The sequence below is a fragment of the Streptomyces sp. NRRL B-1347 genome, from assembly GCF_000720325.1.
Classification (GTDB): Bacteria; Actinomycetota; Actinomycetes; order Streptomycetales; family Streptomycetaceae; genus Streptomyces.
On the sequence record NZ_JOJM01000016.1, the window covers coordinates 46,892 to 73,675 of the forward strand.

Annotated in this window: 31 protein-coding genes, 1 pseudogene and 1 riboswitch; of the genes and pseudogenes, 17 read left to right on the plus strand and 15 right to left on the minus strand. The window is 72.6% G+C overall.

The features are described 5' to 3' along the window. The first annotated feature begins 15 nt into the window (after positions 1-15). The 3 genes from IG74_RS0116175 to IG74_RS50975 all read left to right on the plus strand — a co-directional run bounded on the left by IG74_RS0116175 (position 16) and on the right by IG74_RS50975 (position 2,397). Positions 16-1,041 (plus strand): 6-phosphofructokinase, encoded by a 1,026-nt coding sequence (locus tag IG74_RS0116175; RefSeq protein ID WP_030676610.1) that lies wholly within the window; start codon positions 16-18, stop codon positions 1,039-1,041. A gap of 127 nt (positions 1,042-1,168) precedes the next feature. Next, positions 1,169-2,140: a cytochrome c oxidase assembly protein gene (locus IG74_RS0116180; protein WP_030676614.1), complete on the plus strand. Its 972-nt coding sequence runs from the start codon at positions 1,169-1,171 to the stop codon at positions 2,138-2,140. 98 nt (positions 2,141-2,238) lie between these two features. Further along, positions 2,239-2,397: a hypothetical protein gene (locus IG74_RS50975; RefSeq protein WP_037825527.1), complete on the plus strand. Its 159-nt coding sequence runs from the start codon at positions 2,239-2,241 to the stop codon at positions 2,395-2,397. 235 nt (positions 2,398-2,632) lie between these two features. Here IG74_RS50975 and IG74_RS45915 read toward each other — a convergent pair whose 3' ends face one another. Further along, positions 2,633-2,950 carry an SSI family serine proteinase inhibitor gene (locus IG74_RS45915; RefSeq protein ID WP_234334343.1) on the minus strand — a complete coding sequence of 106 codons (318 nt, stop codon included), beginning with the start codon at positions 2,948-2,950 and terminating at the stop codon, positions 2,633-2,635. A 330-nt stretch (positions 2,951-3,280) separates the two neighbouring features. Here IG74_RS45915 and IG74_RS0116195 point away from each other — a divergent pair, with 330 nt between their 5' ends. Both IG74_RS0116195 and IG74_RS0116200 read left to right on the plus strand, forming a co-directional pair. Continuing rightward, on the plus strand, positions 3,281-4,012 hold the full coding sequence (locus tag IG74_RS0116195; RefSeq protein WP_030676616.1) for a lysophospholipid acyltransferase family protein: 732 nt from the start codon (positions 3,281-3,283) through the stop codon (positions 4,010-4,012). Between the two features lie 90 nt (positions 4,013-4,102). Beyond that, positions 4,103-5,146, plus strand: coding sequence for an NAD-dependent epimerase/dehydratase family protein (locus IG74_RS0116200; protein ID WP_030676619.1), 1,044 nt, complete (start codon positions 4,103-4,105; stop codon positions 5,144-5,146). Positions 5,147-5,255: 109 nt separating this feature from the next. On the opposite strand, the gene IG74_RS0116205 is transcribed toward IG74_RS0116200, so the two are convergent. The 8 genes and pseudogenes from IG74_RS0116205 to IG74_RS0116240 all read right to left on the minus strand — a co-directional run bounded on the left by IG74_RS0116205 (position 5,256) and on the right by IG74_RS0116240 (position 12,718). Beyond that, entirely contained in the window at positions 5,256-6,860 is a 1,605-nt protein-coding gene (locus IG74_RS0116205) for an alpha/beta hydrolase (protein WP_030676628.1), read from the minus strand. A gap of 252 nt (positions 6,861-7,112) precedes the next feature. Beyond that, on the minus strand, positions 7,113-7,898 hold the full coding sequence (locus IG74_RS0116210) for an urease accessory protein UreD (RefSeq protein WP_037825530.1): 786 nt from the start codon (positions 7,896-7,898) through the stop codon (positions 7,113-7,115). Continuing rightward, positions 7,895-8,581 carry an urease accessory protein UreG gene (gene ureG / locus IG74_RS0116215; RefSeq protein WP_030676632.1) on the minus strand — a complete coding sequence of 229 codons (687 nt, stop codon included), beginning with the start codon at positions 8,579-8,581 and terminating at the stop codon, positions 7,895-7,897. The genes IG74_RS0116210 and ureG overlap by 4 nt, the downstream gene beginning before the upstream one ends. A 149-nt stretch (positions 8,582-8,730) precedes the next feature. After that, positions 8,731-9,408, minus strand: coding sequence for an urease accessory protein UreF (locus IG74_RS0116220; protein ID WP_030676634.1), 678 nt, complete (start codon positions 9,406-9,408; stop codon positions 8,731-8,733). 18 nt (positions 9,409-9,426) lie between these two features. Further along, positions 9,427-11,148, minus strand: coding sequence for an urease subunit alpha (locus IG74_RS0116225; protein WP_030676636.1), 1,722 nt, complete (start codon positions 11,146-11,148; stop codon positions 9,427-9,429). A gap of 76 nt (positions 11,149-11,224) precedes the next feature. Then, positions 11,225-11,581: pseudogene (locus tag IG74_RS0116230) on the minus strand (urease subunit beta); the annotation flags it as partial. A gap of 16 nt (positions 11,582-11,597) precedes the next feature. Further along, positions 11,598-11,900 carry an urease subunit gamma gene (locus IG74_RS0116235; RefSeq protein ID WP_030676640.1) on the minus strand — a complete coding sequence of 101 codons (303 nt, stop codon included), beginning with the start codon at positions 11,898-11,900 and terminating at the stop codon, positions 11,598-11,600. A gap of 197 nt (positions 11,901-12,097) precedes the next feature. Further along, on the minus strand, positions 12,098-12,718 hold the full coding sequence (locus IG74_RS0116240; protein WP_030676642.1) for a TetR/AcrR family transcriptional regulator: 621 nt from the start codon (positions 12,716-12,718) through the stop codon (positions 12,098-12,100). A 156-nt stretch (positions 12,719-12,874) separates the two neighbouring features. Between IG74_RS0116240 and IG74_RS0116245 the strand changes: the two genes are divergently transcribed. Beyond that, complete coding sequence (locus IG74_RS0116245; RefSeq protein WP_030676645.1) at positions 12,875-13,879, plus strand: hypothetical protein; 1,005 nt, start codon at positions 12,875-12,877, stop codon at positions 13,877-13,879. Positions 13,880-14,007: 128 nt separating this feature from the next. On the opposite strand, the gene IG74_RS0116250 is transcribed toward IG74_RS0116245, so the two are convergent. Then, positions 14,008-14,289: a type II toxin-antitoxin system Phd/YefM family antitoxin gene (locus IG74_RS0116250; RefSeq protein ID WP_030676648.1), complete on the minus strand. Its 282-nt coding sequence runs from the start codon at positions 14,287-14,289 to the stop codon at positions 14,008-14,010. A 90-nt stretch (positions 14,290-14,379) separates the two neighbouring features. Between IG74_RS0116250 and IG74_RS0116255 the strand changes: the two genes are divergently transcribed. The 4 genes from IG74_RS0116255 to IG74_RS0116270 all read left to right on the plus strand — a co-directional run bounded on the left by IG74_RS0116255 (position 14,380) and on the right by IG74_RS0116270 (position 17,246). Next, positions 14,380-15,009: an ATP-dependent Clp protease proteolytic subunit gene (locus tag IG74_RS0116255; protein ID WP_030676652.1), complete on the plus strand. Its 630-nt coding sequence runs from the start codon at positions 14,380-14,382 to the stop codon at positions 15,007-15,009. Positions 15,010-15,016: 7 nt separating this feature from the next. Continuing rightward, positions 15,017-15,322, plus strand: coding sequence for a hypothetical protein (locus tag IG74_RS0116260; protein WP_030676655.1), 306 nt, complete (start codon positions 15,017-15,019; stop codon positions 15,320-15,322). Positions 15,323-15,865: 543 nt separating this feature from the next. Beyond that, positions 15,866-16,033: riboswitch (cyclic di-AMP (ydaO/yuaA leader) on the plus strand. 3 nt (positions 16,034-16,036) lie between these two features. After that, positions 16,037-16,513, plus strand: coding sequence for a C40 family peptidase (locus IG74_RS0116265; protein WP_030676658.1), 477 nt, complete (start codon positions 16,037-16,039; stop codon positions 16,511-16,513). Positions 16,514-16,727: 214 nt separating this feature from the next. Then, positions 16,728-17,246: a DUF6328 family protein gene (locus IG74_RS0116270; RefSeq protein WP_051854938.1), complete on the plus strand. Its 519-nt coding sequence runs from the start codon at positions 16,728-16,730 to the stop codon at positions 17,244-17,246. A gap of 47 nt (positions 17,247-17,293) precedes the next feature. Here the strand turns inward: IG74_RS0116270 and IG74_RS0116275 are convergent, their stop codons facing one another. Then, complete coding sequence (locus IG74_RS0116275; RefSeq protein WP_030676664.1) at positions 17,294-17,725, minus strand: ATP-binding protein; 432 nt, start codon at positions 17,723-17,725, stop codon at positions 17,294-17,296. A 262-nt stretch (positions 17,726-17,987) separates the two neighbouring features. Between IG74_RS0116275 and IG74_RS0116280 the strand changes: the two genes are divergently transcribed. Further along, positions 17,988-18,848, plus strand: coding sequence for a helix-turn-helix domain-containing protein (locus tag IG74_RS0116280; RefSeq protein ID WP_030676667.1), 861 nt, complete (start codon positions 17,988-17,990; stop codon positions 18,846-18,848). 9 nt (positions 18,849-18,857) lie between these two features. Then, complete coding sequence (locus IG74_RS0116285; RefSeq protein ID WP_030676670.1) at positions 18,858-19,079, plus strand: DUF397 domain-containing protein; 222 nt, start codon at positions 18,858-18,860, stop codon at positions 19,077-19,079. Positions 19,080-19,159: 80 nt separating this feature from the next. On the opposite strand, the gene IG74_RS0116290 is transcribed toward IG74_RS0116285, so the two are convergent. Further along, positions 19,160-20,296 (minus strand): 8-amino-7-oxononanoate synthase, encoded by a 1,137-nt coding sequence (locus tag IG74_RS0116290; protein WP_030676673.1) that lies wholly within the window; start codon positions 20,294-20,296, stop codon positions 19,160-19,162. Between the two features lie 176 nt (positions 20,297-20,472). Between IG74_RS0116290 and bioB the strand changes: the two genes are divergently transcribed. From bioB to IG74_RS0116310, 4 genes are all read left to right on the plus strand, one after another. Further along, positions 20,473-21,660: a biotin synthase BioB gene (gene bioB / locus IG74_RS0116295; RefSeq protein ID WP_030676676.1), complete on the plus strand. Its 1,188-nt coding sequence runs from the start codon at positions 20,473-20,475 to the stop codon at positions 21,658-21,660. Then, positions 21,653-22,948 (plus strand): adenosylmethionine--8-amino-7-oxononanoate transaminase, encoded by a 1,296-nt coding sequence (locus IG74_RS0116300; protein ID WP_030676679.1) that lies wholly within the window; start codon positions 21,653-21,655, stop codon positions 22,946-22,948. Before bioB ends, IG74_RS0116300 begins: the two co-directional genes overlap by 8 nt. Next, entirely contained in the window at positions 22,945-23,649 is a 705-nt protein-coding gene (gene bioD / locus IG74_RS0116305; protein WP_030676682.1) for a dethiobiotin synthase, read from the plus strand. Before IG74_RS0116300 ends, bioD begins: the two co-directional genes overlap by 4 nt. Before the next feature lie 334 nt (positions 23,650-23,983). Further along, entirely contained in the window at positions 23,984-24,655 is a 672-nt protein-coding gene (locus IG74_RS0116310) for a class I SAM-dependent methyltransferase (protein ID WP_030676684.1), read from the plus strand. A gap of 6 nt (positions 24,656-24,661) precedes the next feature. On the opposite strand, the gene IG74_RS0116315 is transcribed toward IG74_RS0116310, so the two are convergent. The 3 genes from IG74_RS0116315 to IG74_RS0116325 form a co-directional block, all read right to left on the minus strand. Further along, a complete protein-coding gene (locus tag IG74_RS0116315; RefSeq protein WP_030676687.1) occupies positions 24,662-25,024 on the minus strand; it encodes a VOC family protein in 363 nt (120 codons plus the stop codon). Positions 25,025-25,190: 166 nt separating this feature from the next. Beyond that, positions 25,191-25,529 carry a hypothetical protein gene (locus tag IG74_RS0116320; RefSeq protein ID WP_051854949.1) on the minus strand — a complete coding sequence of 113 codons (339 nt, stop codon included), beginning with the start codon at positions 25,527-25,529 and terminating at the stop codon, positions 25,191-25,193. A gap of 36 nt (positions 25,530-25,565) precedes the next feature. Next, positions 25,566-25,793 carry a hypothetical protein gene (locus IG74_RS0116325; RefSeq protein WP_030676693.1) on the minus strand — a complete coding sequence of 76 codons (228 nt, stop codon included), beginning with the start codon at positions 25,791-25,793 and terminating at the stop codon, positions 25,566-25,568. Between the two features lie 156 nt (positions 25,794-25,949). Between IG74_RS0116325 and IG74_RS0116330 the strand changes: the two genes are divergently transcribed. Further along, positions 25,950-26,777 carry an ABC transporter ATP-binding protein gene (locus tag IG74_RS0116330; RefSeq protein ID WP_051854939.1) on the plus strand — a complete coding sequence of 276 codons (828 nt, stop codon included), beginning with the start codon at positions 25,950-25,952 and terminating at the stop codon, positions 26,775-26,777. The last annotated feature ends 7 nt before the right edge of the window (positions 26,778-26,784 follow it).

Here is a 26,784-nt window from a genome sequence, read left to right on the forward strand (position 1 = left end):
AAAGGGTTTCGCACCATGCGACTTGGTGTCCTGACCTCCGGCGGCGACTGCCCCGGTCTCAATGCCGTCATCCGCTCCGTCGTGCACCGTGCCGTCGTCGACCACGGCGACGAGGTCATCGGCTTCCACGACGGCTGGAAGGGCCTCCTCGAATGCGACTACCGCAAGCTCGACCTGGACGCCGTCGGCGGCATCCTGGCGCGCGGCGGCACCATCCTCGGCTCCTCCCGGGTGCAGCCCGCCCATCTGCGTGACGGCGTCGAGCGCGCCAAGGGGCACGTCGCCGAGCTCGGCCTCGACGCGATCGTCCCGATCGGCGGCGAGGGCACCCTGAAGGCCGCCCGGCTGCTCTCCGACGCGGGCCTGCCGATCGTCGGCGTACCCAAGACCATCGACAACGACATCGCGGTCACCGATGTGACGTTCGGCTTCGACACCGCCGTCGGCGTCGCGACCGAGGCCCTCGACCGCCTCAAGACCACCGCCGAGTCGCACCAGCGCGTCCTGATCGTCGAGGTCATGGGCCGCCACACCGGCTGGATCGCGCTGCACTCGGGCATGGCGGCGGGCGCGCACGCCGTCGTCGTGCCGGAGCGGCCCTTCGACATCGAGGAGTTGACGAAGAAGGTCGGCGAGCGGTTCGAGGCGGGCAAGAAGTTCGCCATCGTGGTGGCCGCGGAGGGCGCCAAGCCGCGCCCGGGCACCATGGAGTTCGACGAGGGCGGCAAGGACGTCTACGGCCACGAGCGGTTCGCGGGCATCGCCCGGCAGCTCTCCCTCGAACTGGAGCAGCGCCTCGGCAAGGAGGCACGGCCGGTGATCCTCGGCCACGTCCAGCGCGGCGGCACCCCCACGGCGTACGACCGCGTGCTCGCCACCCGCTTCGGCTGGCACGCGGTGGAGGCCGTGCACCGCGGCGAGTTCGGGCGGATGACCGCGCTGCGCGGCACCGACATCGTGATGGTGTCCCTCGCCGAGGCCGTGGAGACGCTCAAGACCGTGCCCGAGCAGCGGTACGAGGAAGCGGAGTGCGTGCTCTAGGCCACCGCCCGGCCCCGCGGGAGTCACCGGGGTCCTGAATCCGCCCCCGGTCGCGAGCGCGAACGGGGGCGGTTCTACTCTGGTGCGGACACACAGCACACAATCTGCACGAAACAGGAGCCAGCGGATGGATCACGGCGGGCACGGCATGCATGGCATGGACCATGGAATGAACATGGATCTGCCGCCGTTCACGCTGGCACGCGGACTCGAGCTCTCGATCGACCCCTTCTTCCTCATCAGCTGCCTGGTGGCGCTCGGCCTCTACGGCTGGGGCGTCGTCCGCCTGGTGCGGCGCGGCGACAAGTGGCCCGTCAGCCGCACGGTGTCGTTCGTCGCGGGAGTCCTCACGATCCTGCTCGTGATGTGCACCAAGCTGAACGACTACGGCATGGTCCTGTTCAGCGTGCACATGGTGCAGCACATGATCATCAGCATGCTGTCGCCGATCCTGCTGCTGCTCGGCGCGCCGATCACGCTCGCGCTGCGGGCGCTGCCGGTCGCGGGCCGGGGCCGCAAGGGGCCGCGCGAGCTGCTGCTCGCGCTGCTGCACAGCCGGTACGTGCGGATCATCACGCACCCCGCGTTCACCATCCCGATGTTCATCGCGAGCCTGTACGCGCTGTACTTCACGCCCCTGTTCGACACCCTCATGGGCTCCAAGGCCGGGCACATCGGGATGATGGTGCACTTCCTCGCCGTCGGCCTGGTCTTCTTCTGGCCGATCATGGGCATCGACCCGGGCCCGCACCGGCCGGGCCATCTGATGCGCATGCTGGAGCTCTTCGCGGGCATGCCGTTCCACGCGTTCTTCGGCATCGCTCTGATGATGGCGTCCGAGCCCATGATCGAGACGTACAAGAACCCCCCGGCCTCGCTCGGCGTCGAAGCGCTCGCCGATCAGAACGCGGCGGGCGGCATCGCCTGGGCGTTCAGCGAGGTTCCCTCGGTGCTCGTGCTGCTCGCCCTGCTCTTCCAGTGGTACCGCTCCGACCAGCGCGAAGGCCGCCGCAAGGACCGCGCCGCCGACCGCGACGGGGACAAGGAGCTGGAGGCGTACAACGCCTATCTGGCGTCACTGGCGTCGCGCGGGCGCTAGCGTCCGGGCCTCCTCACGGGTGAGGATGGCACCGAGGCCACGGTCTCGGTGCCCCGGATACCGGACGCCCGAGCCGTCTGTCGTGAGGAGGCAGGGCGATGCCGGGTTCTACGAAGACGATGGGCGCGTTCACCATCGGCGGTCTGGTGATGGTGACCGCCTACACGGTGGCGCTCGGCAGCAACGGCTGGCTGTGGTTCGGCTGGGTGGTGCTCGGCCTGATCACGGTGGCGATGGTCTTCTCCCGGCCCACGTGAGCCGGGGGCCGGACCGCGGGGTCGAAGGCCGGCGGGGCAGGACGTGCGGCCCGGGGCCCTCGGCTCAGAAGCGCCAGAAGCATCCGATGCATCTGATGCATCAGATGCGTCGGACGTGTCCGACGGGTCCGACGGGTCCGACGGGTCCGAAGCGTCAGAAGCGGAACACGTGCCCCGTCGACGCCTCCATCTCGCACGCGTTGCCGTACGTCTTGTGCCAGTCGACCGGCCGGCCCTAGAACGTGCCGGTCGCGCCGACGGTCACCGGGGCGTACTCCTTGGTGCAGATCCGTTCGTCGTGCGGCAGCTCGTCGAAGTCGCCGCCCGCCTGGTCAAGGTCCGCGCAGGCCTCCCGGGCGAACGGGTGGTGCCCGGACGGCTCCGGCGTACAGCGCAGCAGCACCCCGCGCATCCAGGTGTTCTGATCACCCGAAAGCGTCAGGAAGAGACCGCGCTCACCGGGCGGCGGCCCTTCCGCGGACGCGGCTGCCGACGGGACGGCGGACGCGGCGAGCGCGAGCAGCGCGGCCGAGGTGACGAGGAACGAGCGCATGGGACCTCCGGGGGCGAGGGCGGACGCCGCGTCACGGGCAGGGACGTCCGGCGTCACGGACGGTGGCGTCAGGGACGCCTCGGCACCGGCCCACCGCGTCGTACGGCGCCGGGCCCGACCCGCCGGAGGACGGCGGGCCGGGCCCAGAGCACCCCTGCCGGGCGGCGCCCGGCCAGCGGCCACGCCGGGCACTCCCCCGCAAGGACGCACGGCGGGACCCGAACGGACCAGTTGGCCGCGCGATCGAATCGACCCGAACGGGCTCTCGCCTAGGCGCCGCCGATTGACTACTGTGCGTCGGCACCACCCCCGGGGGAAGGCGGCGCCCGCATGTTCTACCTGGTCCTCAAGTACGCGTTGATCGGGCCTCTGCTCCGGCTGATGTTCCGGCCCAGGATCGAAGGCCTCGAGCACATCCCGGAGTCCGGCGCGGCGATCGTGGCCGGGAACCACCTGTCGTTCTCCGACCACTTCCTGATGCCCGCGATCCTCAAGCGGCGCATCACGTTCCTGGCCAAGGCCGAGTACTTCACGGGCCCCGGCGTCAAGGGCCGCCTCACCGCCGCGTTCTTCCGCAGCGCCGGGCAGATCCCGGTGGACCGCTCCGGCAAGGAGGCCGGGCAGGCCGCCATCCGCGAGGGGCTCGGCGTGCTGCGCAAGGGCGAGCTGCTCGGCATCTACCCCGAGGGCACCCGCTCGCACGACGGACGCCTGTACAAGGGCAAGGTCGGCGTTGCCGCGATGGCGCTCAAGGCGCAGGTGCCGGTGATCCCGTGCGCGATGATCGGCACGTTCGAGGCGCAGCCGCCCGGCCAGGTCGTGCCCCGCTTCCAGCGCGTGACGATCCGTTTCGGCGCGCCCCTGGAGTTCTCGCGGTACGCGGGCATGGACGGCGAGAAGGCCGTCCTGCGCGCGGTCACCGACGAGATCATGTACGCGATCCTCGGTCTGTCCGGGCAGGAGTACGTCGACAAGTACGCGGCCGTCGTGAAGGCGGAGGAGGCCGCCGGGCAGCCGGCCGAAGGCGGTCGGCGCGGGTTCCCGAGGATGCCGCTGAGCTGACGGGCGGGGACGCGTCGACGTGCCCGCCCGCCGCTCTGCTGATCGCAGAAAGGGCGGGGGCCGCGCTCGCGGGCCGCGTACGTTCCGGTCATGGGACACGTGGTGGTACTGGGAGCGACGGGGCAGATCGGACGCGCGGCGGTGCGGGCGCTCGCCGCGGACGGCTGGTCGGTGACGGCGGCCTCGCGCGGCGGCGGGCGCGACGACGGCTGGCCGGACGGGGTGCGCGTGGCGCGTCTCGACCGCGAGGACGACACCGCGGTCGCGGACCTCGTGGGCGACGGCTGCGACGTCCTCGTCGACGTCGTCGCGTACGGCGCGGAGCACGCCCGGCAGCTGGCCGCGGTGCGGGACCGCGTCGGCTCGGCCGTGGTGGTCTCCAGCGGCGCGGTGTACGAGGACGAGCGGGGCCGCAGCTTCGACACGCAGGACGAGCCGGACGGCTTCCCGCGCTACCCGGTGCCGATCCCGGAGACGTACCGGACGGTCGAGCCGGGCGAGGCGACGTACGGCACCCGCAAGGTCCGTCTCGAACGGGAGCTGCTCGCGCTCGGCGCCGCGCTGCCGACGACGCTGCTGCGCGCGGGCGCGGTCCACGGCCCGCACTGCCGGGCGCCGCGCGAGCTGTACTTCGTCAAACGGGTCCTGGACGGGCGGCGCGTGCGCGTCCTCAGCCACGGCGGCACCGGCCTCTTCCACCCGGTGAGCGTGCTGAACCTGGCGGAGCTGGTGCGGCTCGCGGCGGCGCGGCCCGGCTCGCGCGTCCTGAACGCGGGCGACCCGGACGCCCTCACGGTGGCCGGGATCGGCGCGGCGATCGACGCGGCGATGGGCTTCGCGAGCGAGACGGTACTCGTCGCGGGCGAGGCGCCCGGCAAGGGCGTGGGCCTGACGCCGTGGACCACGGCGCATCCGGTGGTGTACGACATGGCGGCCGCCGAGCGGGAGTTGGGCTACCGGGCGGTCACGACGTACGCCGACTCGCTGTCCGGCACGATCCCCTGGCTGGCCGACCGGCTCGCGGGGAAGGACTGGCGCACCGCCTTCCCGGTCCTCGCGCGCGCCTACGATCCGGTGATCGACCTCTTCGACTACGCGGCGGAGGACGCCTGGCTGACGGCACGAACGGCCTGACGGAGGCGCTCGGGAACGCCGTCGGGAGACCGCCCGGCCAACGGCCAAGGACGATCTCCCGACAACAAACTTCACTACTACTACGGGTCGTACAGGTACCGCACAGGTGTTACGGCTTGGGCGTGGCGTGCGGGGCGCAGGTCACGTCACGGCTGTCGACCTTGCCGGTGAGCAGGTAGGTGTCGACCCGCTCGTTCAGGCACGGGTTCTCCAGGTTGGTGATGCCGTGCGAACCGGCGTCCTTCTCGGTGATCAGACGCGAGCCCTTGAGGCGCTTGTGCAGCTCCACGCCGCCCTCGTAGGGGGTGGCGGCGTCACGCGTGGCCTGGGCGATCAGCGTGGCGGGCAGGCCCTTGCCGGTCTTGACCTCGATCGGCTGGTGCTGCTTGCTGGACCAGGTGGCGCACGGCAGGTTCATCCAAGCGTTGGCCCAGGTCATGAACGGGTGGTCCTTGTGCAGGCGGGTGTTGTCCCGGTCCCACTTCTTCCAGCTGGTGGGCCACTTGGCGTCGGCGCACTCGACGGCGGTGTAGACCGCGTTGCTGTTCTCCGAGGCCTTGTTGCCCGCGATGTCAGACATGTCCGGGCTGGCGGCCTTGATCAGCGGCTGGCGGTCACCGGCGACGAACTTGCTCCAGTTCGTGGCGATCGAGACCCAGGTGGAGTCGTAGTACGGGGCGCTCTGGAAGTACGACGTCAGCTCGGCGGGGCCGACGACCCCGTCGAACGGCGCCTTCTTCGCGGCGGCACGCAGCTCGGTCCACTGCGCGGCGACCTTCTTCTGCGTGTCACCGAGGTGGAAGACCGAGTCGTACTTGGCGACCCAGGTCATCCAGTCCTTGAGGCGCGTCTCGAAGGCGACGTCCTGGTCGAGGTTGGCCTGGTACCAGATCTTCTCCCGCGACGGGTTCACGACGGAGTCGAAGACCATGCGGCGCACGTGCGACGGGAAGAGGGTCGCGTACACGGCGCCCAGGTACGTCCCGTAGGACACGCCCAGGAAGTTCAGCTTCTTCTCACCGAGCGCGGCGCGGATGACGTCGAGGTCACGCGCGGTGTTCGGGGTGGTCATGTGCGGCAGCATCCAGCCGCTGCGCTCCTGGCAGCCGTCCGCGTACTCGGCGGCGAGCTTGCGCTGGGCGCGCTTGTCGGCCGCGGAGTCGGGCACCGGGTCGAGCTTGGGCGCCTTCACGAACTCCTGCGGGTCGACGCACGAGATCGGCGTCGAGTGGCCGACGCCGCGCGGGTCGAAGCCCACGAAGTCGTAGGCCTTCGCGGTCTTCTCCCACAGCTTGCTCTTGTTCACGACGCGCAGCGGGAAGCGCATGCCGGAGCCGCCGGGGCCACCGGGGTTGTAGACGAGCGCGCCCTGGCGCTCCTCCTTGCTCCCCGTGTTGCCTATGCGGTCGACGGCCAGCTTGATCTGCTTGCCGTTGGGCTTGGCGTAGTCCAGCGGAACGGTGACCCACCCGCACTGCACGGGCTTCGCGAATCCCCAGTCCTCCGGACAGTCCTTCCAGGCGACGCCCTTCTTCGCGGCCCGCGCCGCGGCGACGGCGGCCCCCCGGGCCTCCCGGTCCTTGGCGTACGCGGCCTTGCCGCCGGCGGCATCGGCACTGGCGGCGGGCGCACCGAGCGCCCCCGCGATCAGCGTCGCCGCAACAAGAGCACCCGCGGATCCGAACGTCATCGCTCGTCTGCTCCGCGCGGTCATCGGGGTACGTGTCAAGTGAGGCCTCCCGCACATCGTTTCGGTCATTCCCTCGGTACGGGGATACTTCCGTCTGCGGGGGTGGTGAGGACAGGTGTGGTTGTTGTTCTTTACCAATCCGATAAACGGACCGGCCAGTGCGGTGAACGGTTCATGCACTTCAGCGGGCGGACGCTGGGGCTCCGGCTGGCTCGGGGAGTCGAACGGGGAGCCGCGGGAGCTGCGTCTGGGGCGGCGGGGCTGGATGGGTGGGGTTCAGGCCCAGCGGTGCAGTGCCTCGTCGAGGGTGTGGCGCAGGTGGAGGGCGTCGGGGGCCAGGGCCGTGACCAAGACTGCGGGGCCCGCGAGGGGGGTCAGGGTGGCCGTTTCGCCCAGGACTGCCGCTTCTGGGGGATTTTTAGAGAAAACTGGTCTCACGATGAGGAGTTGCCCCACCGCCCGGTGGCCCCCCAGGATCGCTGGGCCGTTCCAGCCCGGTGGGGCCTTGGGGCCGCAGGTCAGTTGTTGGTCGAGGAGGGGGCGGCCCGCGTGGTGGGCGGTGAGGCGGGTGGTGAGGAGGCCGGAGGGTTCGGCGGTGCGGCCGAGGACTTGTTCCTCGCGGAGGACCAGGCTGCCGCCCTCGGCGATGTCGACGCGGGTGGTGACCCGCAGGTCACTGCCCTGTACGGAGATCAACTGCTCGGGGAGCCAGCGCAGTTCCGCGTTCTCGGCGACGGTGAGGCGCACGTCGTAGTGCGCCGCGCGCTCGTCCTGGCCAGGCAGGGCCATCGTGGCCGCCGCGGAACCGATGTGGAGGCGCGCGCCCGGCTCCGCCGTCGCCTCGACGGTGAGGTGGTCGCCGCCCAGCGGGCCGCTCATCGCGCCGACCAGCAGGACGTGCGCCGCCGGGCCCGCGGCGCGGACGCGGCGCAGGGCCAGCGGGCCCTCGCCCGCCAAGACCGGGAGGGCGGTACCGCCGCGGCCGTCGGGCCGGGCGGTGACGCGGGCGGTGGCGCTGACGCCCGCGGTGCCCAGGGCCCGCACCAGCGTGGGGCTCGTCATGCGTCGGCCGCGACCCAGGCCGCGTACTGCGCGCGCACCCACTCGGCCACCGCCGTCACGCCGTCGGCCGAGCGCAGCGACTGGAAGACGACCGGCAGTTCGGCGCGCTGCGCCTTGGCGTCCGCCGCCATCCGGCCCAGGTCCGAGCCGACGTACGGGGCGAGGTCGGTCTTGTTCACCACGAGCAGGTCGGCCGTGGTCACGCCGGGTCCGCCCTTGCGCGGGATGTCGTCCCCTCCCGCCACGTCGATCACGAAGATCTGGGCGTCCACCAGGCCGCGCGAGAACGTGGCCGTCAGGTTGTCGCCGCCGGACTCGACGAGGATCAGGTCCAGCGGGCCCACCTCGTCCTCCAGGTCCTCCACCGCCTCCAGGTTCGCGGAGATGTCGTCCCTGATCGCGGTGTGCGGGCAGGCGCCCGTCTCCACGGCGGTGATCCGCTCGGGCGGCAGGACGGCCTGCTTGAGCAGGAACTCGGCGTCCTCTCTGGTGTAGATGTCGTTCGTGACGACGGCGAGGGACAGCTCCTCGCGCAGCGCGTGGCACAGGGCCGCCACCGTGGCCGTCTTTCCCGTGCCGACCGGGCCGCCCAGGCCTATGCGGAGGGCGCGGCGCCGGCCGTCGGGGCGGTGCGCGTCCGCGCTCACGGCCGTGGTCTCGTCGTGGGTGTGATCCAGGTGCATGGTTCTCCTTGATGGGCGTTCAGTTCAGTGCATTCAGCTGGGGGTTCGCTGGTGGCACCCGCCGTTGGGCACCCGCCGTTGGGCACCCGCCAGTGGTGACCCCCGCCGGTGGGGCCCCGCCGCCGGTGGCCCCGCCTGCGGTCCCGGTCCTACGACGCGAACAGCCGTACCGGCCACGCCGCGTGCGCCTCTCCCCCGATCTCAAGGAGCGGCGCCGACGCCGCCGGGAGCGCGTCGAGGCCTTCGGCGGGGACGCGTGCCGCCGCGGCCGCCGCCTCCGCCGCCACCCGGTCCATGTCGTTCCCGAGCCGCGCCAGTACGGCCGTCGCGTCGAAGGGGTCGAGGCTCAGCAGGCGCACCACTGCCGATGCGGGGCCGCTGACGGACTCGTAGGCCGCGCAGTACGCCGCGTCGACGGGCCCGAGCCCGGCCGCCCGCGCCGCCGCCCCGAGGACGACCGGCTGGTGGGCGCCCTTGGGGAAGGCCCCGGCCAGCGCGTCGAGTTCGGGTGCGGGCCAGGTGGCGCGGGCCGCCCGCAGGAGCTGGCGGCCCAGCTTGCGCGCGGCGGTCCGCAGGGCCAGGGACGGGGTGCGCGCGTCGGCGGCCGCGTCGAGGGCGGCCGGTTCGGCGACGCCGAGCGCGGCTGCCGCCGCCAGGGCGGCGGACACCAGGCCCGTGGTGTGCAGCCGCCCGCGGCAGAAGGCCTCAAGGCTCGGCGCCCCGGTGATCCGTCCGGCCTTGACGGCCGCCTCGGCGCCGCCGGAGTGCGCGTGGCCCCCGGCGGGGAAGCGGCCGTCGGCCAGGATCAGTAGTGCTGCTCGTGACATGTCGTACGGCAATCGGGGTCAGAAGAGGAAGTAGCGTTGTGCCAGCGGGAGTTCGGCCGCGGGAGAGGGCTCCACCAGCTCCCCGTCGATCGTGACCGCGAAGCTGTCGGGCGCCACCTCCACCCGGGGCAGGGCGTCGTTCTCCCGCATGTCCGCCTTCGTACGTCCACGGGTGGAGCGGATGGCGACGAAGCGCCGTTCGAGGCCGAGGCGCTCGGGCAGGTCGTCGTCGAGGGCCGACTGGGTCACGAAGTTCAGGGAGTTGAGCGAGGGGGCCCGGCCGCGGCCGCCGAACATCGGGCGCGGGAGCACCGGCTGCGGGGTGGGGATCGAGGCGTTGGCGTCGCCCATCTGCGCGTACGCGATCTGCCCGCCCTTGAGGACCACCTGCGGCTTGACGCCGAAGAACGCAGGTTCCCAGAGGACCAGGTCGGCCAGCTTGCCGCTCTCCACCGAGCCGACCTCGTGCTCGATGCCCTGGGCGATGGCCGCGTTGATCGTGTACTTGGCGACGTAGCGGCGGGCCCGGTGGTTGTCGGCGCGGGTGTCGCCGGGCAGGGCGCCCCGGCGGCGCTTCATCACGTGCGCCGTCTGCCAGGTGCGCAGGATGACCTCGCCGACGCGGCCCATCGCCTGCGAGTCCGACGACATGATGGAGATCGCGCCCAGGTCGTGGAGGACGTCCTCGGCGGCGATGGTGGTGGGGCGGATGCGGGACTCGGCGAAGGCCAGGTCCTCCGGGACCGCCGGGTTGAGGTGGTGACAGACCATCAGCATGTCGAGGTGCTCCTCGACGGTGTTGACGGTGTGCGGGCGGGTCGGGTTGGTCGAGCTGGGGAGCATGTTCGGCAGCGAGACCGCCGTGATCATGTCGGGGGCGTGGCCGCCGCCCGCGCCCTCGACGTGGAAGGCGTGCATCGTACGGCCGCCGACCGCGGCGAAGGTGGCGTCGACGAAGCCCGCCTCGTTCAGGGTGTCGGTGTGGACGGCGAGCTGGGCGCCCGTGTCCTCGCAGACGTTCAGACAGGCGTCGATGACGGCGGGGGTCGCGCCCCAGTCCTCGTGGATCTTGAAGCTGACGGCGCCCGCGCGCAGCTGCGCGTGCATCGAGGCGGCGTTGGTGGTGTTGCCCTTGCCGAGGAACCCAATGTTGACGGGGCTGTTCTCCATCGCGGCGAACATCCGCGCCAGATGCCAGGCGCCGGGCGTGATGGTCGTGGCCTTGCTGCCCTCGGCGGGTCCCGTGCCGCCGCCGATGAGCGTGGTGACGCCGGCGGCGAGGGCCTCGTCGACGATGGTCGGCGAGATGAAGTGGATGTGCGTGTCGATGCCGCCCGCGGTGAGGATCTTGCCGTTGCCCGCGAGGATCTCGGTCTCGGGGCCGATGACGAGCTCGGGGTGCACTCCGTCCATGGTGTCCGGATTGCCCGCCTTGCCGATGCCGGTGACGCGGCCGTCGCGGATGCCGACGTCGGCCTTGACGATGCCCCAGTGGTCGATGATGAGCGCGCCGGTGATGACGGTGTCGGGCGCGCCCTCGGCACGGGTCGTGCGGGACTGGCCCATCGACTCGCGAATGACCTTGCCGCCGCCGAACACGGCCTCGTCGCCGGAGCGTCCGGGGCCGCCCGAGCGGTCCTCCTCGATCTCGACGAGCAGGTCGGTGTCGGCGAGCCGGACGCGGTCGCCGGTGGTGGGGCCGAAGAGGTCCGCGTACGCGGCTCGGGACAGCTCAGGCACCTGATGCTCCGTTCGCTTCGCCGCCGGCGAGGCGCCCGTGCGGGCCGTCGGTCGACTGCGGTCCAGTGGCTTCGCCCGCGTCGAGCGCGCCCCCGGTCTCCCCGCGCAGTCCGGGTACGACGCGGGCGCCGGCGAGGGGGACGAGCTCCACGTCCACCGGAATGCCGGGCTCGAAGCGCACGGCGGTGCCCGCGGCGATGTTGAGCCGCTTGCCGCGCGCGGCCACGCGGTCGAAGTCCAGACCGGGGTTGGCCTCGGCGAAGTGGTAGTGGGAGCCGACCTGGACGGGCCGGTCGGCGGCGTTCAGGACGGTGAGGCGGGTCGTCTCGCGGCCCTCGTTGTAGGGGACGGGCTCCTCGGCGAACAGGATCTCCCCGGGGATCGGCCCCGGGGTCGGCCCTGGGCCCGTGCCGGTCGCGGTCGCGGTGTTCATGCTGCGCGAACTCCCGTCACACGATCGGGTCATGGACGGTGACGAGCTTGGTGCCGTCCGGGAAGGTCGCCTCGACCTGGACGTCGTGGATCATCTCGGGGATGCCCTCCATGACGTCGTCCCGCGTGAGCACCCTGCGGCCCGACGACATCAGGTCGGCGACGCTGCGGCCGTCCCGGGCGCCCTCCAGGATGTGCGAGGTGATGAGGGCGATCGCCTCGGGGTGGTTGAGCCTGAGGCCGCGCGCCCTGCGCTTCTCGGCCACGTCGGCGGCCACATGGATGAGCAGTCTCTCCTGCTCGTGCGGGGTCAGTTGCACGTCCCACCTCACAGTCCTCGCCCCGGACCGTGCGGGGTCCGGCTGCCGCGGCCACCGCGACGGGGATAGATGTAACACGCAGCGACTCGCGTGCCGGTGTCCACTTTCGCTTACGGAATCCCCAGGTGGCGTGGCAGGGCAGGCTAGTTGGACGGAGTTTCAGCGAGGTTAACCAGCCTTTGACCCGATCATGACTGTCAGCGGGGCTCCGCCATACTCATCAGACCGCGCAGGCCGCTCTGCAGCGCCTCCACCGGGACGCCGTCGAACAGCGCGATCTGCGCGGCGAATCCCTGCGCGACGGCGATCATCGTGCGCGCGACGTGGTCGGCGGGGACGTCGGCCCGGATCATGCCCGCCTCCTGGTAGCCCTCGACGATCCGCACCCAGGCCGCGCGCACCGCCGCGTACCCGCCCTGCATGACCTCGCGCAGCTCGGCGTTGCGGAGCGTCTCCGTCCACACCTGGACGAGCAGGCGCGGGAAGTACGACTCGCCCCCCTCGCGCAGCCCCGGCTTCAGATCGAGGACCTGGCCGAGCGCGCGGCCCACGAGGACGTCCGGAGCGGGCGGCGGGACCTGGCGCGCGGCGGCCTCGAAGATGCCCCGGATCTCGTCGAGGACCTCGGAGACGATGGCCTTGATCAGCTCCTCCTTGCCGCTGAAGTAGCGGTACACCGCGCCCGCGGAGAGGCCGACCTCCTTGAGCACGTCCTGCATCGACGTGGCGTGGAAGCCGTTGCGGGCGAAGCAGAGCGCGGCGCCGTCGAGGATCTGGCGGCGACGGGCGTCGAGGTGTTCCTGGGATACGCGGGCCATGCGAATCAACGTAGAACGAACATTCCTTCTTGACAAGCGACGCACACCGCCGCACTGTGGGGCCAACAGCAAAAACGAACGATCCTTCTCTTTAAATCCTGCTCGCTAAATCTCTCTGTGAGTCCGCCCTCCTCCCGCGCTGGAGAAGCCATGCCCATGCCGTCCACGACCGCATCACCGCAGACCGGGCGCATGCTGACGGTCGTCGCGCTCGTCCCTGTCCTGGTGGCGCTCGCCCTGTGGGCCTTCGCCTGGCCCGCCGCCAGGACCGCCCCGCGCGACCTGCCGCTCGGCGTCGCGGGCCCGGCGGCCGCGGCCGCCCCCGTACAGCGCCAGCTGGAGCAGCGCGAGGGCGCGTTCGACATCCACCGGTACGCCGACGAGGCCGCGGCCCGGGCCGCGATCGAGGACCGGTCCGTCTACGGCGCGGTCGTCGTCACCGAGCGCGGGCCGAAGCTCCTGACCGCGTCGGCGGCGAGCCCGGTCGTCGCCCAGCTGCTCCAGCAGGCGGTGGCCGAGCGGGCGCCGGAGGGCGCGCGGGTGACGGCCGTCGACGTGGTGCCCGCGCCGCGCGCGGATCCGCGGGGCTCCGCGCTCGGGTCGAGCGTGCTGCCGCTGGCCATCGCCGGGGTGGCGGCGGGCTCCCTCGTCACCCTGCGCGGGCTGCGCGGAGCGCGGGCCGCGGCCACGCTGGTGCTCGCGGCGGCCCTCGTGGGCGTGGTCGCGGCGGCACTCGCCCACAGCTGGCTCGGCATCCTGACCGGTGACTGGTGGACGGAGGCCGGGGTGCTTGGGCTCACCGCGCTCGCCATCGCCTCGGCAGTGGCCGGGTGCGCGGCGCTGCTCGGCCCGGCGGGCATCGGCGCGGGCGCCCTGCTGATGGTGCTGCTCGGCAACCCGTTCTCGGGCGTGACGTCGGCGCCGCAGCTGCTGCCCGAACCGGTGGGGTTCATCGGACAGTTGCTGCCGCCGGGCGCGGGCGGCTCACTGCTCAGGTCGGTGGCGTTCTTCGACGGCGCGGCGGCCACGGGCCCCGCGGTCACCCTGGCCGTGTGGGCCGCGCTCGGCCTGGGAGCCGTACTGCTCGGGGCGCGGCGCGGGCAGCCCGCGCCGGGGACGGGCGCGCCGACCGTGGCGCGTGATGCGGTGCCGGTCGGCTGAGCGGGCCGCCCCCGCGCCCCTGGAGCTTCGACGCGAGCCGTCGTGCGCCCCCGTCCGCGAGAGCGGGCGGGGGCGCACGACGTTCGTGGTTCACTGCCGCGCCCGGCCGTGCGGCCGGCGTCGGCCCGCTACGTCATCCGCGGCCCGTGGTGCTCAGCCGCGATGCCGAAGCGCTGCCGCTCCCCGGCGGCGGCCGTGGCCGTGCCACCGATCGACGACACCGCGGTGATCACCTGCTCCTGCGCGGGCTCCTCCGCCTCTTCGAGGCGTCGCAGGTCGTCCGCCGACACCAGGGCCACGAGCGGCTTGCCGTGCCGCGTGACGACCACGCGCTCACCGCCGTACACCACGCGGTTGATCAGGTCGGCGAGCTCCGCCCGGGCTTGCGTCACCGGAATCTCGTAGGCCATGCCCCCATCATATCGTCACGTACGTCCTGTACATTTTTTACAGAAGGCCGTCGCGGTCGGTGGCGGCCTCGTGCTGCCAGGAGGCGTGCCATGCGCGGACCGTCCGCCCGTTCCGTCCTGCCGGAGTTCACCGAGCGCACCAGTTCGGGCCTGCGCACCTGGGATCCGTACTCCAAGCTCCTGGAGGAGCGCATCGTCTTCCTCGGCACGCCGATCGACGACGTCTCGGCGAACGACGTGATGGCCCAGGTCCTCTACTTGGAGCACGCGGCGCCGGACCGGGACATCTCGCTCTACATCAACTCCCCCGGCGGCGACTTCAGCGCGACGACGGCGATCTACGACACGCTGCTGTACGCCTCCTGCGAGGTGGAGACGGTCTGCCTCGGCCAGGCCGCGTCCGCCGCCGCGGTGCCGCTCGCCGCGGGCACCCCCGGCAAGCGGGCGATCCTGCCCGGCGCCCGGGTGCTGCTCCGGCAGCCCGCCCTGCCCGAGCCGGTGCGCGGCCAGCCGACCGACCTGGGCATCCGCGCGGAGGAACTGCGGCGCACCCGCGCGCTCCTGGAAGGGATGCTCGTCCGGCACACCGGGCGTACGCCCGGGCAGGTCTCGGCGGACATCGAGCGGGACACGGTGCTCGACGCCGAAGCCGCCCTCGCCTACGGTCTGGTGGACCGGGTCGTCCCGAGCCGCAAGGCCGCGCGCCCGGACGCGGGATGAGGCGCGGGTGCTTCCGGAACTGCCACCGCTGCCCGCCCTGACCCGCGCCGAAGGCGAGCTCGTCGACGCCTATCTGGCGGTCCTCGACCTCCTCGGCCGGATCAACCCGGCCCGCGCCGAGCACACCTACGGCGGGTTGCGCGCCGCGCAGGCGCTGATCACCCGGGCGACCGAGCTGCGCGACGCGCTGGCGCTCATGCATCAGCGCGGGGAGAGCGAGGTGCACGCGCCGACGCTCGCGCGAGCGATGCGCGTCCTGGACGGCGAGCGGCGCGCCGCGCGCGTGACCGTGCCGCCGCCGACGGGGCCGTGACGGAGGGGTCGCCGCCGCTGTCGGCATGAGGGTCCGTCATGATTCAGTCCGATTCACCCCCCACGACCGGCCGTCTCGTGCCAGACTTCCAGCCAGCCCTCATTCCGTTTTCGGCCTGGCGCGCCAGTGCGCCGGTCGCATCTGACGCCGTGAAACGCGCCCCGGACCCAGCGCGCCTGCGCCATCCGCCCGTTGCCGGTGTACGCGGATGCCAAGCCGGGTCCGGGGTTGCCCCGGAGATGACCAGAGATGATCGCCCCTTCTGTGTAATCGGCGGTCGTCCCAGCGGACCCCCGAAGATGCGCAACTCCCTTACGGCGCAGCCGGATTCGGGCGTTCCGGCGCTGATGGGGCAATCATCTCCGAGTGTGACCTAGACCCCATTCGGGCTCTGTCCACCGGAACGGGTCAGGCGTGAGGAGCCTCACATACCACCGATCCGGCTCGGTTTTTTCGCCTCTCTCGGGTGAAGATCCCTTCCGACGACAAGCCCCCGCCACAGGCGGCGGGGCGATCCGGGCGGACGCCGAGTCCTGCCGCCACCCGGATGCCCGGTCGACATCTGTGCACCGGCAGGAGTGGAGGACCCAGCAAGGCGGGCCGTCCGGCTAGTCCGGAAGGTCCTTGGGGTGAAGTCGCATCACGCGGCCGGGCATCTTCGCCTGCCCGAACCCGACAGGTCATCCTTCACAGGCGGCTGACGAAGGGTTGCGCATGACTGCGCTGCATCGTGTTCCGTCGCTGCTGACGAGGGCCGGTACGGCTTCGGCTCTCACACTCGCCGCCGTGGGCGGCGCCATCGTGGCCCCCGGGCTCACCGGAGAAGCACAAGCGGCCACCTCGCACGGGACGAAGGCGCTCAAGGTCGCGGCGTCCAAGAAGGGCTCCCCGTACCGCTACGGCGCGGTCGGGCCGAACCGGTTCGACTGCTCCGGCCTGACGCTCTACTCGTACAAGCGCGTGGGCAAGAAGCTGCCGCGCACCGCCCAACAGCAGTACAACAAGACCCGCAAGGTCTCCTCCGGCAACCGCACCCGCGGGGACCTGGTGTTCTTCCACTCCGGCCGGAACGTGTACCACGTCGGCATATACGCCGGTAAGGGCAAGATCTGGCACGCCCCGAAGCGGGGCACCGTGGTGCGGCTCGAGAAGATCTGGACCAACCAGGTCTGGTACGGCCGGGTCCGCTGACCCGCCGGCGGGCGGCGGCCTCCCTCGGGGCCCGAGCCGTCGCCCGCAGTGGGCGCCACCAGCGCCTTCCGCCGCCGTCCGGTCGGGGCACGGGCGGCGGCGACACCCGAGGACGGTCCGGACGGCAGTCCGGAGCGGCGCCCCGCCGACGTCACCCGCCCGGCCCCGCCGTCAGAGCGGGAGTGGAGCGGCCCCGCGCGGATACTCGTGGACCATGGCCGACCATCACCCCCATGCCGCGGGCGCCTCCAGACCCGGCTCCGCCCGGCACACGCGCAACGAGACGCCGCTGGAGCGGGCCGACCGCAACTTCTCCGAGCTGCTCCAGGAACTGCGGGTCACCCAGACCGGCGTGCAGATCCTCTTCGCGTTCCTGCTCACCCTCGCCTTCACGCCGCGCTTCCCGTCGCTCGACACCGTGCAGCGCGCCACGTACGTCATCACGCTGCTGCTCGCGGTGCTCGCCGCCGCGCTGTTCACGGCGCCCGCCGCGGTGCACCGCTCGCTGTTCGGGCGCGGCGCCAAGCCGCTGATCGTGACGGTGTCCTCGCGGCTCGCCGCCGTCGGACTCGCGGTGCTCGTGCTCGCGCTCACCGGATCCGTGCTGCTCGTCGTCGACGTCGCCGTGGGCCGCACGGACGGGGTGCTCGCGGCCGTGGGCACGTTCGTGGTGTGCGGCGGGCTGTGGGGCGTGCTGCCCCGCCTGGTCGGCCGCTCCAACGGGCGGCGGTGACCCCGCCGCCACCAGCGGCCCGAGCGCGCCGAGCGCCGCCCCGGACCTCAGCTCTGCACGGGTACCGACCACGGCAGCGTGATCCACACCGTCTTGCCGCCCTCCGGCGTGGGACAGACCGTGAGTCTGCCGCCGCACTCGGCGGTGAGCCAGCGGATGATGACCATGCCTCTGCCGTTGTCCTGCTGGACGGCGGCGGGCAGCCGCTTGGGGTAGCGGGGGTGGCTGTCGGTGACGCCGATGCGCAGCCGCTCGTCGCGGTCGAGCCGGACGTCCACCGTGAACGTGGGCGAGAGGCCGAGGGTGTGCTGCACGGCGTTCGTGGCGAGCTCGGACACGATGAGCCGCACCGTGTCGGCCACGTCGGCGTCCGCCGGCAGGCCCCAGTCGGTCAGGATGTCCCCGACGTACTTGCGGGCGGTGGAGACCGAGACAGGGTCGCTCGGCAGGGTGACTGATGCTTCCTGGTGGTCTGCCATGACGGCGCCGTCCCTTTCCCACCGGGACCGGGCTTCCGACGCGTGGCGGAAGTACTCGAGGACCGTCCCGGAGCTGGTGCTTCGCGCCACATTGCCACTCTCGGGCGGCCCGCGCCCGCCGATCCACCGAGATGTGCATATATCTGTCGCTCGAAGCGGTGAACTCTGCGACGGCAGACTGTATTTGGGCGCAACACTGGCAGTTCCTCTACCGTCCCCTACCGTTGGCGCCGACCTCCGGAAGGACCAGAAGGAGACAGCCATGCAGTACGGTCCCGCGGTGCGCCGTCGCAAGCTCGGCGCGGAATTGCGGGCGCTGCGCGCCGAGGCCGGGCTCACGAGCGGCGAGGCCGCGTCCCTCGTGGGGTGGCACCAGTCGAAGGTGAGCCGGATCGAGACGGGCCGCAGCGGCGTGAAGGCCACGGACGTACGACTCCTCCTTGAAGCGTACGGGGTCCAGGACCCGCATCTGCGGGAGCTGCTCGTCGCGCTCGCGGGCGGGGACGACGAGCACGGGCGCCACCACTGGTGGCACGCCTATCGAGGGCTCCTGCCGCCCGCGTACCGGGACTTCATCAGCCTGGAGTCGCAGGCCTGCCGGGTGCGCACCCTGGAGACCACGGTGGTTCCCGGCCTGCTCCAGACACCGGAGTACGCCCGCGCGGTGACACGTGCCGCGCTCGGCGGGCGGCCCGAGGAACAGGTCGAGGCCCTCGTGCAGGTGCGCCTCGCCCGGCAGGACGTGCTGCGCAGCAAGCCGCCGCTGCGGCTGAGCGTGATCCTGGACGAGGCGGTGCTGCGGCGGCAGGTGGGCGGGCCCGAGGTGCTTTCCGGACAGTTGCAGCGGTTACTGGACGCGGCCCAGCTGCCTCAAGTGCGTCTCCAAGTGCTGCCGTTCGCCTCTGGCGAGCACATCGGGCTGATCGGCCCTTTCGTTATTCTCTCCTTTCCGAACATTTCCGATCTGGATGTGGTTGTTCTCGACCACTTGACGAGTAGCCTCTACCTCGAACGGAAAGAAGACCTTCAGGCGTACACCGACGCCTTCAACTCACTTCGGGGACAGGCGCTTTCCGTTCAGGATTCAATGGATTTCATCGCCGGGTTAGGTGACGGCGCGTAAGGAGGCACCATGACTGCACTGCCTCGGTACGTTCCCTCCAGCACGTCTCTCAGGGGCGCGCGGTGGCGGCGCAGCAGCCGCAGCAACGGAATGAACAACTGTGTGGAGACGGCCCCGCTCGGCTCGGACCCCGTGACGGGTCTGCTCGCCGTGCGCGACTCGAAGAACGCGGCTGGCCCGGCCGTGCTCTTCTCCCCCACGGCCTGGGAAGCCTTCGTCGACGCCCTTTGACGATGGCGATGGCCCTTAGGTGAGGCCCGAGTGAGTGCGCCGGACCCTGGACCCAGGTCGTAGGTGCCAGATCTCAGGTGTCAGGGTGCGGTGCGGCTGATCACGGCGACGACCTCGGCGAGCTGCGTGTCGCTCAGGTCCGCGCGGGCGGTCAGCCGCAACCGCGAGACGCCGTCGGGGACCGACGGTGGACGGAAGCACCCCACGGCGAGACCCGCGGCCCGGCAGTCGGCCGCCCAGCGCACCGCGGCCCCGGGCGACGGGGCGCGCACCGAGACGACGGCGGCGTCCGGACGTACCGCCGAGAACCCCTCCCCCACCAGCAGTTCGTAGAGCCCGGTCGCCACCTCGCGCGCGCGTGCGGCACGCTCCGGCTCCCGGCGGAGCAGCCGCAGCGCGGCCAGGGCCGCCCCGGCGGCGGCGGGCGCGAGGCCCGTGTCGAAGATGAACGTACGGGCCGTGTTGACCAGGTGGTCGATGACCCGGGCCGGGCCGAGCACCGCGCCGCCCTGGCTGCCCAGGGACTTCGAGAGCGTGACGGTGACCACCGTGTCGGGCGCGCCCGCGAGCCCGGCGGCGTGCGCGGCGCCCCGGCCGCCGTCGCCGAGGACACCGAGTCCGTGGGCGTCGTCGACGACGAGGCCGGCGCCGGACTCCCGGCAGACGGCGGCCAGTTCGGCGAGGGGCGCGGCGTCGCCGTCCACCGAGAACACCGAGTCCGTGACGGCGATCGCGGGCCCCTCGTGGGTGCCGAGCGCCTTGCGCGCCGCCGCGGGGTCCGTGTGCGGCACGACCTGGGTGGTCCCGCGCGCCAGGCGGCAGCCGTCGATCAGCGAGGCGTGGTTGCCCGCGTCCGAGACGATCAGCGAGCCGTACGGGGCCAGGGCGGTGACGGCCGCGAGGTTCGCCGCGTAGCCGGAGGACAGCACGAGGGCGGCCTCGAAGCCGCAGAACGCGGCCAGCTCCCGCTCCAGTTCCGCGTGCAGTTCGGTGGAGCCCGTCACCAGGCGCGAGCCGGTCGCGCCGCCGCCCCAGCGGTGGGCCGCCGCGGCCGCGCCCGCGGTGACCTCCGGGTGGCGGGTGAGGCCGAGGTAGTCGTTGCCCGCGAGGTCGAGCAGGGTGGTTTCGGCCGGGCGGGGGCGCAGGCCGCGGACGAGCCCGGCGCGCTCGCGCGCCCGCGCCTGCTCGTCGATCCAGTCGAACGGCGCGCTCGCCATGGGGCCTCCAGGTCGTCGTCCGCACGGGCGGTGCGAAGGGATGCGTTTGTAGACAGTGCACAGACCCTAGCGGCCGCGCCACCCGGCCATGGTGTGGCAATACCCACAGCTGTCGGAGGTTCTGTTGTGTAGTTTCTCCATGGTCAGACGGAGCGGGGTACGCCAGGATCGGCGCCATGGATCTGCTCAACACGCTGGTGGACAAGGGGCTTCGGCGCGAGCTGCCGACCCGTGACGAGGCGCTGGCCGTGCTCGCGACCTCCGACGACGAACTGCTCGACGTGGTGGCGGCGGCCGGAAAGGTGCGGCGCCACTGGTTCGGTCGGCGGGTGAAACTCAACTATCTGGTCAATCTGAAGTCCGGCCTGTGCCCCGAGGACTGCTCGTACTGCTCGCAGCGGCTCGGCGCGGACACCGGCATCCTGAAGTACACCTGGCTGAAGCCGGACGAGGCGTCCGAGGCCGCGGCGGCCGGGCTCGCGGGCGGCGCCAAGCGGGTCTGCCTGGTGGCGAGCGGCCGGGGGCCGACGGACCGGGACGTCGACCGGGTCTCCGACACCATCAAGGCGATCAAGGAGCAGAACGAAGGCGTCGAGGTGTGCGCGTGCCTCGGCCTGCTCTCCGACGGCCAGGCCGAGCGGCTGCGCGGCGCGGGCGCCGACGCGTACAACCACAACCTGAACACCTCGGAGTCGACGTACGGCGACATCACCAAGACGCACACCTACGCCGACCGCGTCGACACCGTGCGGAAGGCCCACGCGGCCGGTCTCTCCGCCTGCTCGGGGCTGATCTCGGGCATGGGCGAGACGGACGAGGACCTGGTCGACGTCGTCTTCGCGCTGCGCGACCTCGACGCGGACTCCGTGCCGGTGAACTTCCTCATCCCCTTCGAGGGCACCCCGCTCGCCAAGGAGTGGAACCTCACGCCGCAGCGCTGCCTGCGCATCCTCGCGATGGTGCGGTTCGTCTGCCCGGACATCGAGGTCCGCATCGCGGGCGGCCGCGAGCTGCACCTGCGCACGCTCCAGCCGCTGGCCCTGCACCTGGCCAACTCGATCTTCCTCGGCGACTATCTGACCAGCGAGGGCCAGGCGGGCAAGGCCGATCTGGAGATGATCGCGGACGCCGGTTTCGAGGTGGAGACCACGGACCAGGTGACGCTGCCGGAGCACCGCCGGGGCGGAGGCTGTGGTTCCGGCTCCGGCGCCGCGGAAGGCTCGGGATGCGGCTCCGTCTGCGCGCCCGCCGAGGCCCCTGCGGCCACCGGGACCACCGCGCAGGCCGAACCCGGCGACGCGCGCACCGATCTGGTGGCGGTGCGCCGCAGGGGCGCGGGGACGGACGTGGCGCCCAATGCCTGACCTGCGGGAGATCCTGGACCTCGACCGCGCGCACGTCTGGCACCCCTACGGGCCGATGCCGGGCCGGCAGGAGCCGCTGGTCGTCGAGGAGGCGAGCGGGGTCCGGCTGCGGATCGCGGGCGTCGGCGACGTGGTCGACGGGATGTCGTCGTGGTGGTCGGCGATCCACGGCTACAACCACCCGGTCCTCAACGAGGCGGTGCGCGACCAGCTCGGCCGCATGAGCCACGTCATGTTCGGCGGCCTCACCCACGAGCCCGCCGTGCGCCTGGCGAAGCGGCTCGTGGACCTCACGCCGGACGGCCTCGAACACGTCTTCCTCTCCGACTCCGGCTCGGTGTCGGTCGAGGTCGCCGTCAAGATGTGCCTCCAGTACTGGCGCTCCGTCGGCAGGCCCGAGAAGCAGCGGATGCTCACCTGGCGCGGCGGCTACCACGGCGACACCTGGCAGCCGATGGCCGTGTGCGACCCGCAGGGCGGCATGCACTCCCTGTGGCAGGGCGTCCTGCCGCAGCAGGTGTTCGCCGACATGCCGCCCGCGGGCTTCGACGCGTACGACGACGCGTACGCGGCCCACCTCCACGACGTCATCGGGCGGCACGCCCACGAACTGGCCGGGGTGATCGTCGAGCCGGTGGTGCAGGGCGCGGGCGGCATGCGCTTCCACTCGCCCCGCTATCTGCGGGCGCTGCGCGAGGCCTGCGACGCGCACGGCGTCCTGCTCGTGTTCGACGAGATCGCGACGGGCTTCGGCCGCACCGGCGCGCTGTTCGCCGCCGACCACGCGGCCGTCACCCCGGATGTGATGTGCCTCGGCAAGTCGCTGACCGGCGGCTATCTGACGATGGCGGCGACGCTGTGCACGCCGCGCGTCGCCGACGGCATCGCCCGCGGCGAGGTCCCCGTGCTCGCGCACGGCCCGACCTTCATGGGCAACCCCCTGGCCGCCGCGGTGGCGGGCGCCTCCATCGACCTGCTGCTCGGCCAGGACTGGCAGACCGAGGTCAAGCGGATCGAGACGGGCCTGCGGGCCGCTCTCGCCCCGGCCGCGGAGCTTCCGTACGTCCGTGACGTACGGGTCCTCGGCGCGCTCGGCGTCGTGCAGCTCGACCACCAGGTCGACATGGCGGCGGCCACGCGGGCCGCCGTGGGGGCGGGGGTGTGGCTGCGGCCGTTCCGCGACCTCATCTACACCATGCCGCCCTTCATCACCGGGGACGACGACGTGGCGCGCATCGGGCGCGCGGTGTGCGCGGCGGCGCGCGCGAGCGGGGAGGCGCAGGCGTGAGCGTGATCGTGGTGTCCGGTACGGGCACGGAGATCGGCAAGACGGTGACGACGGCGGCCGTCGCCGCCCTCGCGCTGGCCGCCGGGCGCAGCGTGGCCGTCCTCAAGCCCGCGCAGACCGGCGTGGGCCCCGGGGAGCCGGGCGACGTCGCCGAGGTGCAGCGGCTCGCGGGCGGCCGGGTGACGGGTGCCGAACTGGCCCGCTTCCCCGAGCCGCTGGCCCCGGCGACGGCCGCCCGGCGCGCGGGTCTCGCGCCCGTCGGTCCCGCCGACGTCGTCGAGGCCGCGCGGAAGCTGGCGGCCTCGCACGACCTCGTCCTGGTCGAGGGCGCCGGTGGGCTGCTCGTGCACCTCGACGAGAGCGGCGCGTCCCTCGCGGACGCGGCGCGCGAGCTGGCGGCGCCGGTGCTCGTCGTGACGACGCCGGGGCTCGGCACCCTCAACGTGACGCAGCTGACCGGCGAGGCCCTGCGGGCACGCGGGATCGGGTGCCTCGGCGTGGTCATCGGCAGCTGGCCCGCCGCGCCCGACCTCGCGATGCGCTGCAACGTCGAGGAGCTGCCCCGGGTGGCGGGGGCACCGCTGCTCGGCGCGGTGCCCGAGGGGGCCGGGGGGCTGAGCGGGGAGGAGTTCCGCGCGGCGGTCCCGAAGTGGCTGGGGCCGGAGCTGGGGGGTGCTTGGGACGGGGTTTCGTTCCCATAGCCCGGTCTTTCACGGAACCGGGGTGCGGGTGGGGTGCGGGTGAAGCGCGGGGCGGTGCGCGGCGGCGGGGAATGCCCGTCCGGTGCTCGCGGGCGGGGGCCGGAGGCCGGTTGCGGTGCTCGACGGGCGGGGCCCGAGGCCGATTGCCGTACTCGCGGACGGAGGCCGAAGACCGGTCCCCGCGCTCACGGACGGCGGCGCCCGAGGCCGGTTGCGGTGCTTACGGACGGGGCCCGAGACCGGTTGCCGTGCCCGCGAACGGCGGCCCGAGGCCGGTTGCGGGGCCGTCGCAGGGGGGAAGAACCAGCCAATCCCCCTCCGTGAGGAGGCCTCCGTGCCGACCGCCAAGCCTTCCCCCCGTGCCCCCGTCCACCACCCCCTCTTCGCCCGTGTCTACGCCCGCGCCAGCGTCGCGGCCGAGCCGGCGATCGCCCCGTACCGCGCGGAGCTGCTCACCGGGGTCTCCGGCCGCGTCATCGAAGTGGGCGCGGGCAACGGGCTGAACTTCCCGCACTACCCCGCCGCCGTCTCCGAGGTCGTCGCGATCGAACCGGAGCGCCTGCTGCGCCAGTTGGCCGTGTCGGCGGCGCTGCGCGCGGACGTGCCGGTGGACGTGGTGCCGGGCGCGGCGGAGGCGCTGCCGGTCAAGAGCGAGGCCTTCGACGTGGCCGTGGCCTCGCTGGTGCTGTGCAGCGTGCGGGACGTGCCACGGGCGCTCGCGGAGCTGCGGCGGGTCCTGCGGCCGGGCGGCGAGCTGCGGTTCTTCGAGCACGGCCGGGCGCCGGGCACGGCCTTCGCCACGGCCCAGCGAGCCCTGGACCGCACGGTGTGGCCGCTGCTGTTCGGCGGCTGCCACACCGCGCGGGACCCGGTCGGCGCGCTGCGCGCCGCCGGGTTCGAGATCGGGCCCTACCGCCGGCTCCTGGTGCCCGCGAAGCGCCCGCGCCTGCCCACGTCGCCCTGTGTGCTCGGCACCGCGTGGCGGCCGGCGGAGGACGGGGCCTGAGCGGTCTCAGAGGGGCTGGACCAGGTTCACCGCGTTGCCGTCGGGGTCCTTGACGTGGGCGACCCGCTGGCCCCACGGCATGTCGTTCGGCGGCCCGAGCACCTGGCCGCCGAGGTCCGCCACGGGGCCGAGGAGCGCGTCCACGTCGTCGACCGTGACGCTGAGCAGCGAGCGCTGCGGCGCGTCCAGCGGGGCCTTCTCGTCGGCGACGATGCCGAGCTCCGACTCCCGTACGCGCAGGCCCACGAAGAACACCGGGCCTTCCTCGGGGACGCGGGTGGTCTGCTCGGCGCCGAGCAGCTGGGCGTAGAAGGACTGGAGCCGGATCACGTCCGGGGTGATGAGCACCGGCTGGATGGTGGCGGGCATGCCTGGCCTCCTGGGAGTCGTGCACGGGCACGCGGGTGGGGAACGGGCGCGTGGGGGTGACCGGCGCGGGGCACGGAACTCATCGGTGACCGGCGGGGCGCGTCATGCCGCGGAGCCCGTGGAGCCCGTCACCGACGGACGTGGCACCGGCCCCGGACGCGGCCCGTCACCGGCTCCACTGGCGCAGCTCGTGCGCTATCTCCCGTACGCCCGCCGAGTCCTCCTTCACCAGGCGGGCCAGGTCGCGCACCTGCTCGGGCGAGGTCACGACCTTCACACCGCTCGCGACGAGGTAGGCGTACGCGACGGACACCGCGAAGAGCGCGTTCGAACGCTCCAGGGCGGGCACGTGCAGGAGCACTTGGAGCAGGGCGGCGGCCCGGTCGTGCGGGCCCTCGTAGACGGGGACGTCGAAGATCTCGGCCCCGTGCCGGGCCACGGCCGCCGTCAAGGCGCCCCAGTCGGTGACTTGGGGGTCTCCCGGAGTCTTCTGTTCGGCGACCATCAGGAGCCAGGCGAGGTCGATGCGGAGGTTCAAGAGTCAGCGACGACCTTCGCGGTCCGCGCCGAACTCCTCGGCGAACACCTCTTCGTACTGCTTCATGAAGTCGGCGGCGGCCTCCACGAACGTATGGCCGAGCTCGCCGACGTCCTGTTTGACCAGCTCCTCGATGTAGCGGTTCACGCTCATGCCGCGGGCCAGGGCGCGCTCGCGCGCGGCCCGGGCGGTGTGCTCGTCCACCCGCACGTTCAGCTGCGTCTTCGCCATGCCCTCAAGCTAGCGTCGCCGCGCTAGCACCGACAAGGGCGCCAGGACCGTGCCCCTTACATACGTCCGGGTGCCCGACCTGCGAGGGATACCGGCCACCGCGCGCCGCCCCTACCCTCTGAACCCTCTTCACTCCTGCTCTCCACGGAGGCGGCCTTGTCCACACCTGCTTCGACGCCGCACGCGGAACGCGCCGAGCCCTCGGGCAGCGCCGCTCGCGCCCGCGGTCTGACCAAGGCGTACGGCTCGGGCGAGACCGCGGTGATCGCCCTGGACGCGGTGGACGTCGACATCGCGCGCCGCCGGTTCACGGCCGTGATGGGTCCCTCCGGCTCCGGCAAGTCCACCCTGATGCACACCCTCGCGGGACTCGACTCGGTCTCGGCGGGCCAGGTGTGGCTCGGCGACACCGAGATCACCGGCCTGAAGGAGCGCGAGCTGACGCAGCTCAGACGCGACCGGGTGGGCTTCATGTTCCAGTCGTTCAACCTGATCCCGACGCTCAACGCCCGTGAGAACATCACGCTGCCCATGGACATCGCGGGCAAGCGCCCCGACGGCGAGTGGCTGGAGCACGTCATCGACACGCTCGGCCTGCGCGACCGGCTCCGGCACCGGCCCGCGCAGCTGTCCGGCGGGCAGCAGCAGCGCGTCGCCTGCGCGCGGGCCCTGGCGTCACGGCCCGAGCTGATCTTCGCCGACGAGCCGACCGGCAACCTCGACTCGCGGGCCGGGCTCGAAGTCCTCGGGTTCCTGCGCGACGCCGTGGACGCGCTGGGCCAGACCGTGGTGATGGTCACGCACGACCCGGGCGCCGCCGCCCACTCCGACCTGGTGCTCTTCCTCGCCGACGGCCGGATCGTGGACCAGATGGACCGGCCGACGGCGGAGACGGTCCTGGAGCGCATGAAGCGGTTCGACGTGCTGCACGGAGCGCCCCACGACACCGGTGCCGCGCCGCGGCGCACCCCCGACGAGGACTGAGGCGGAC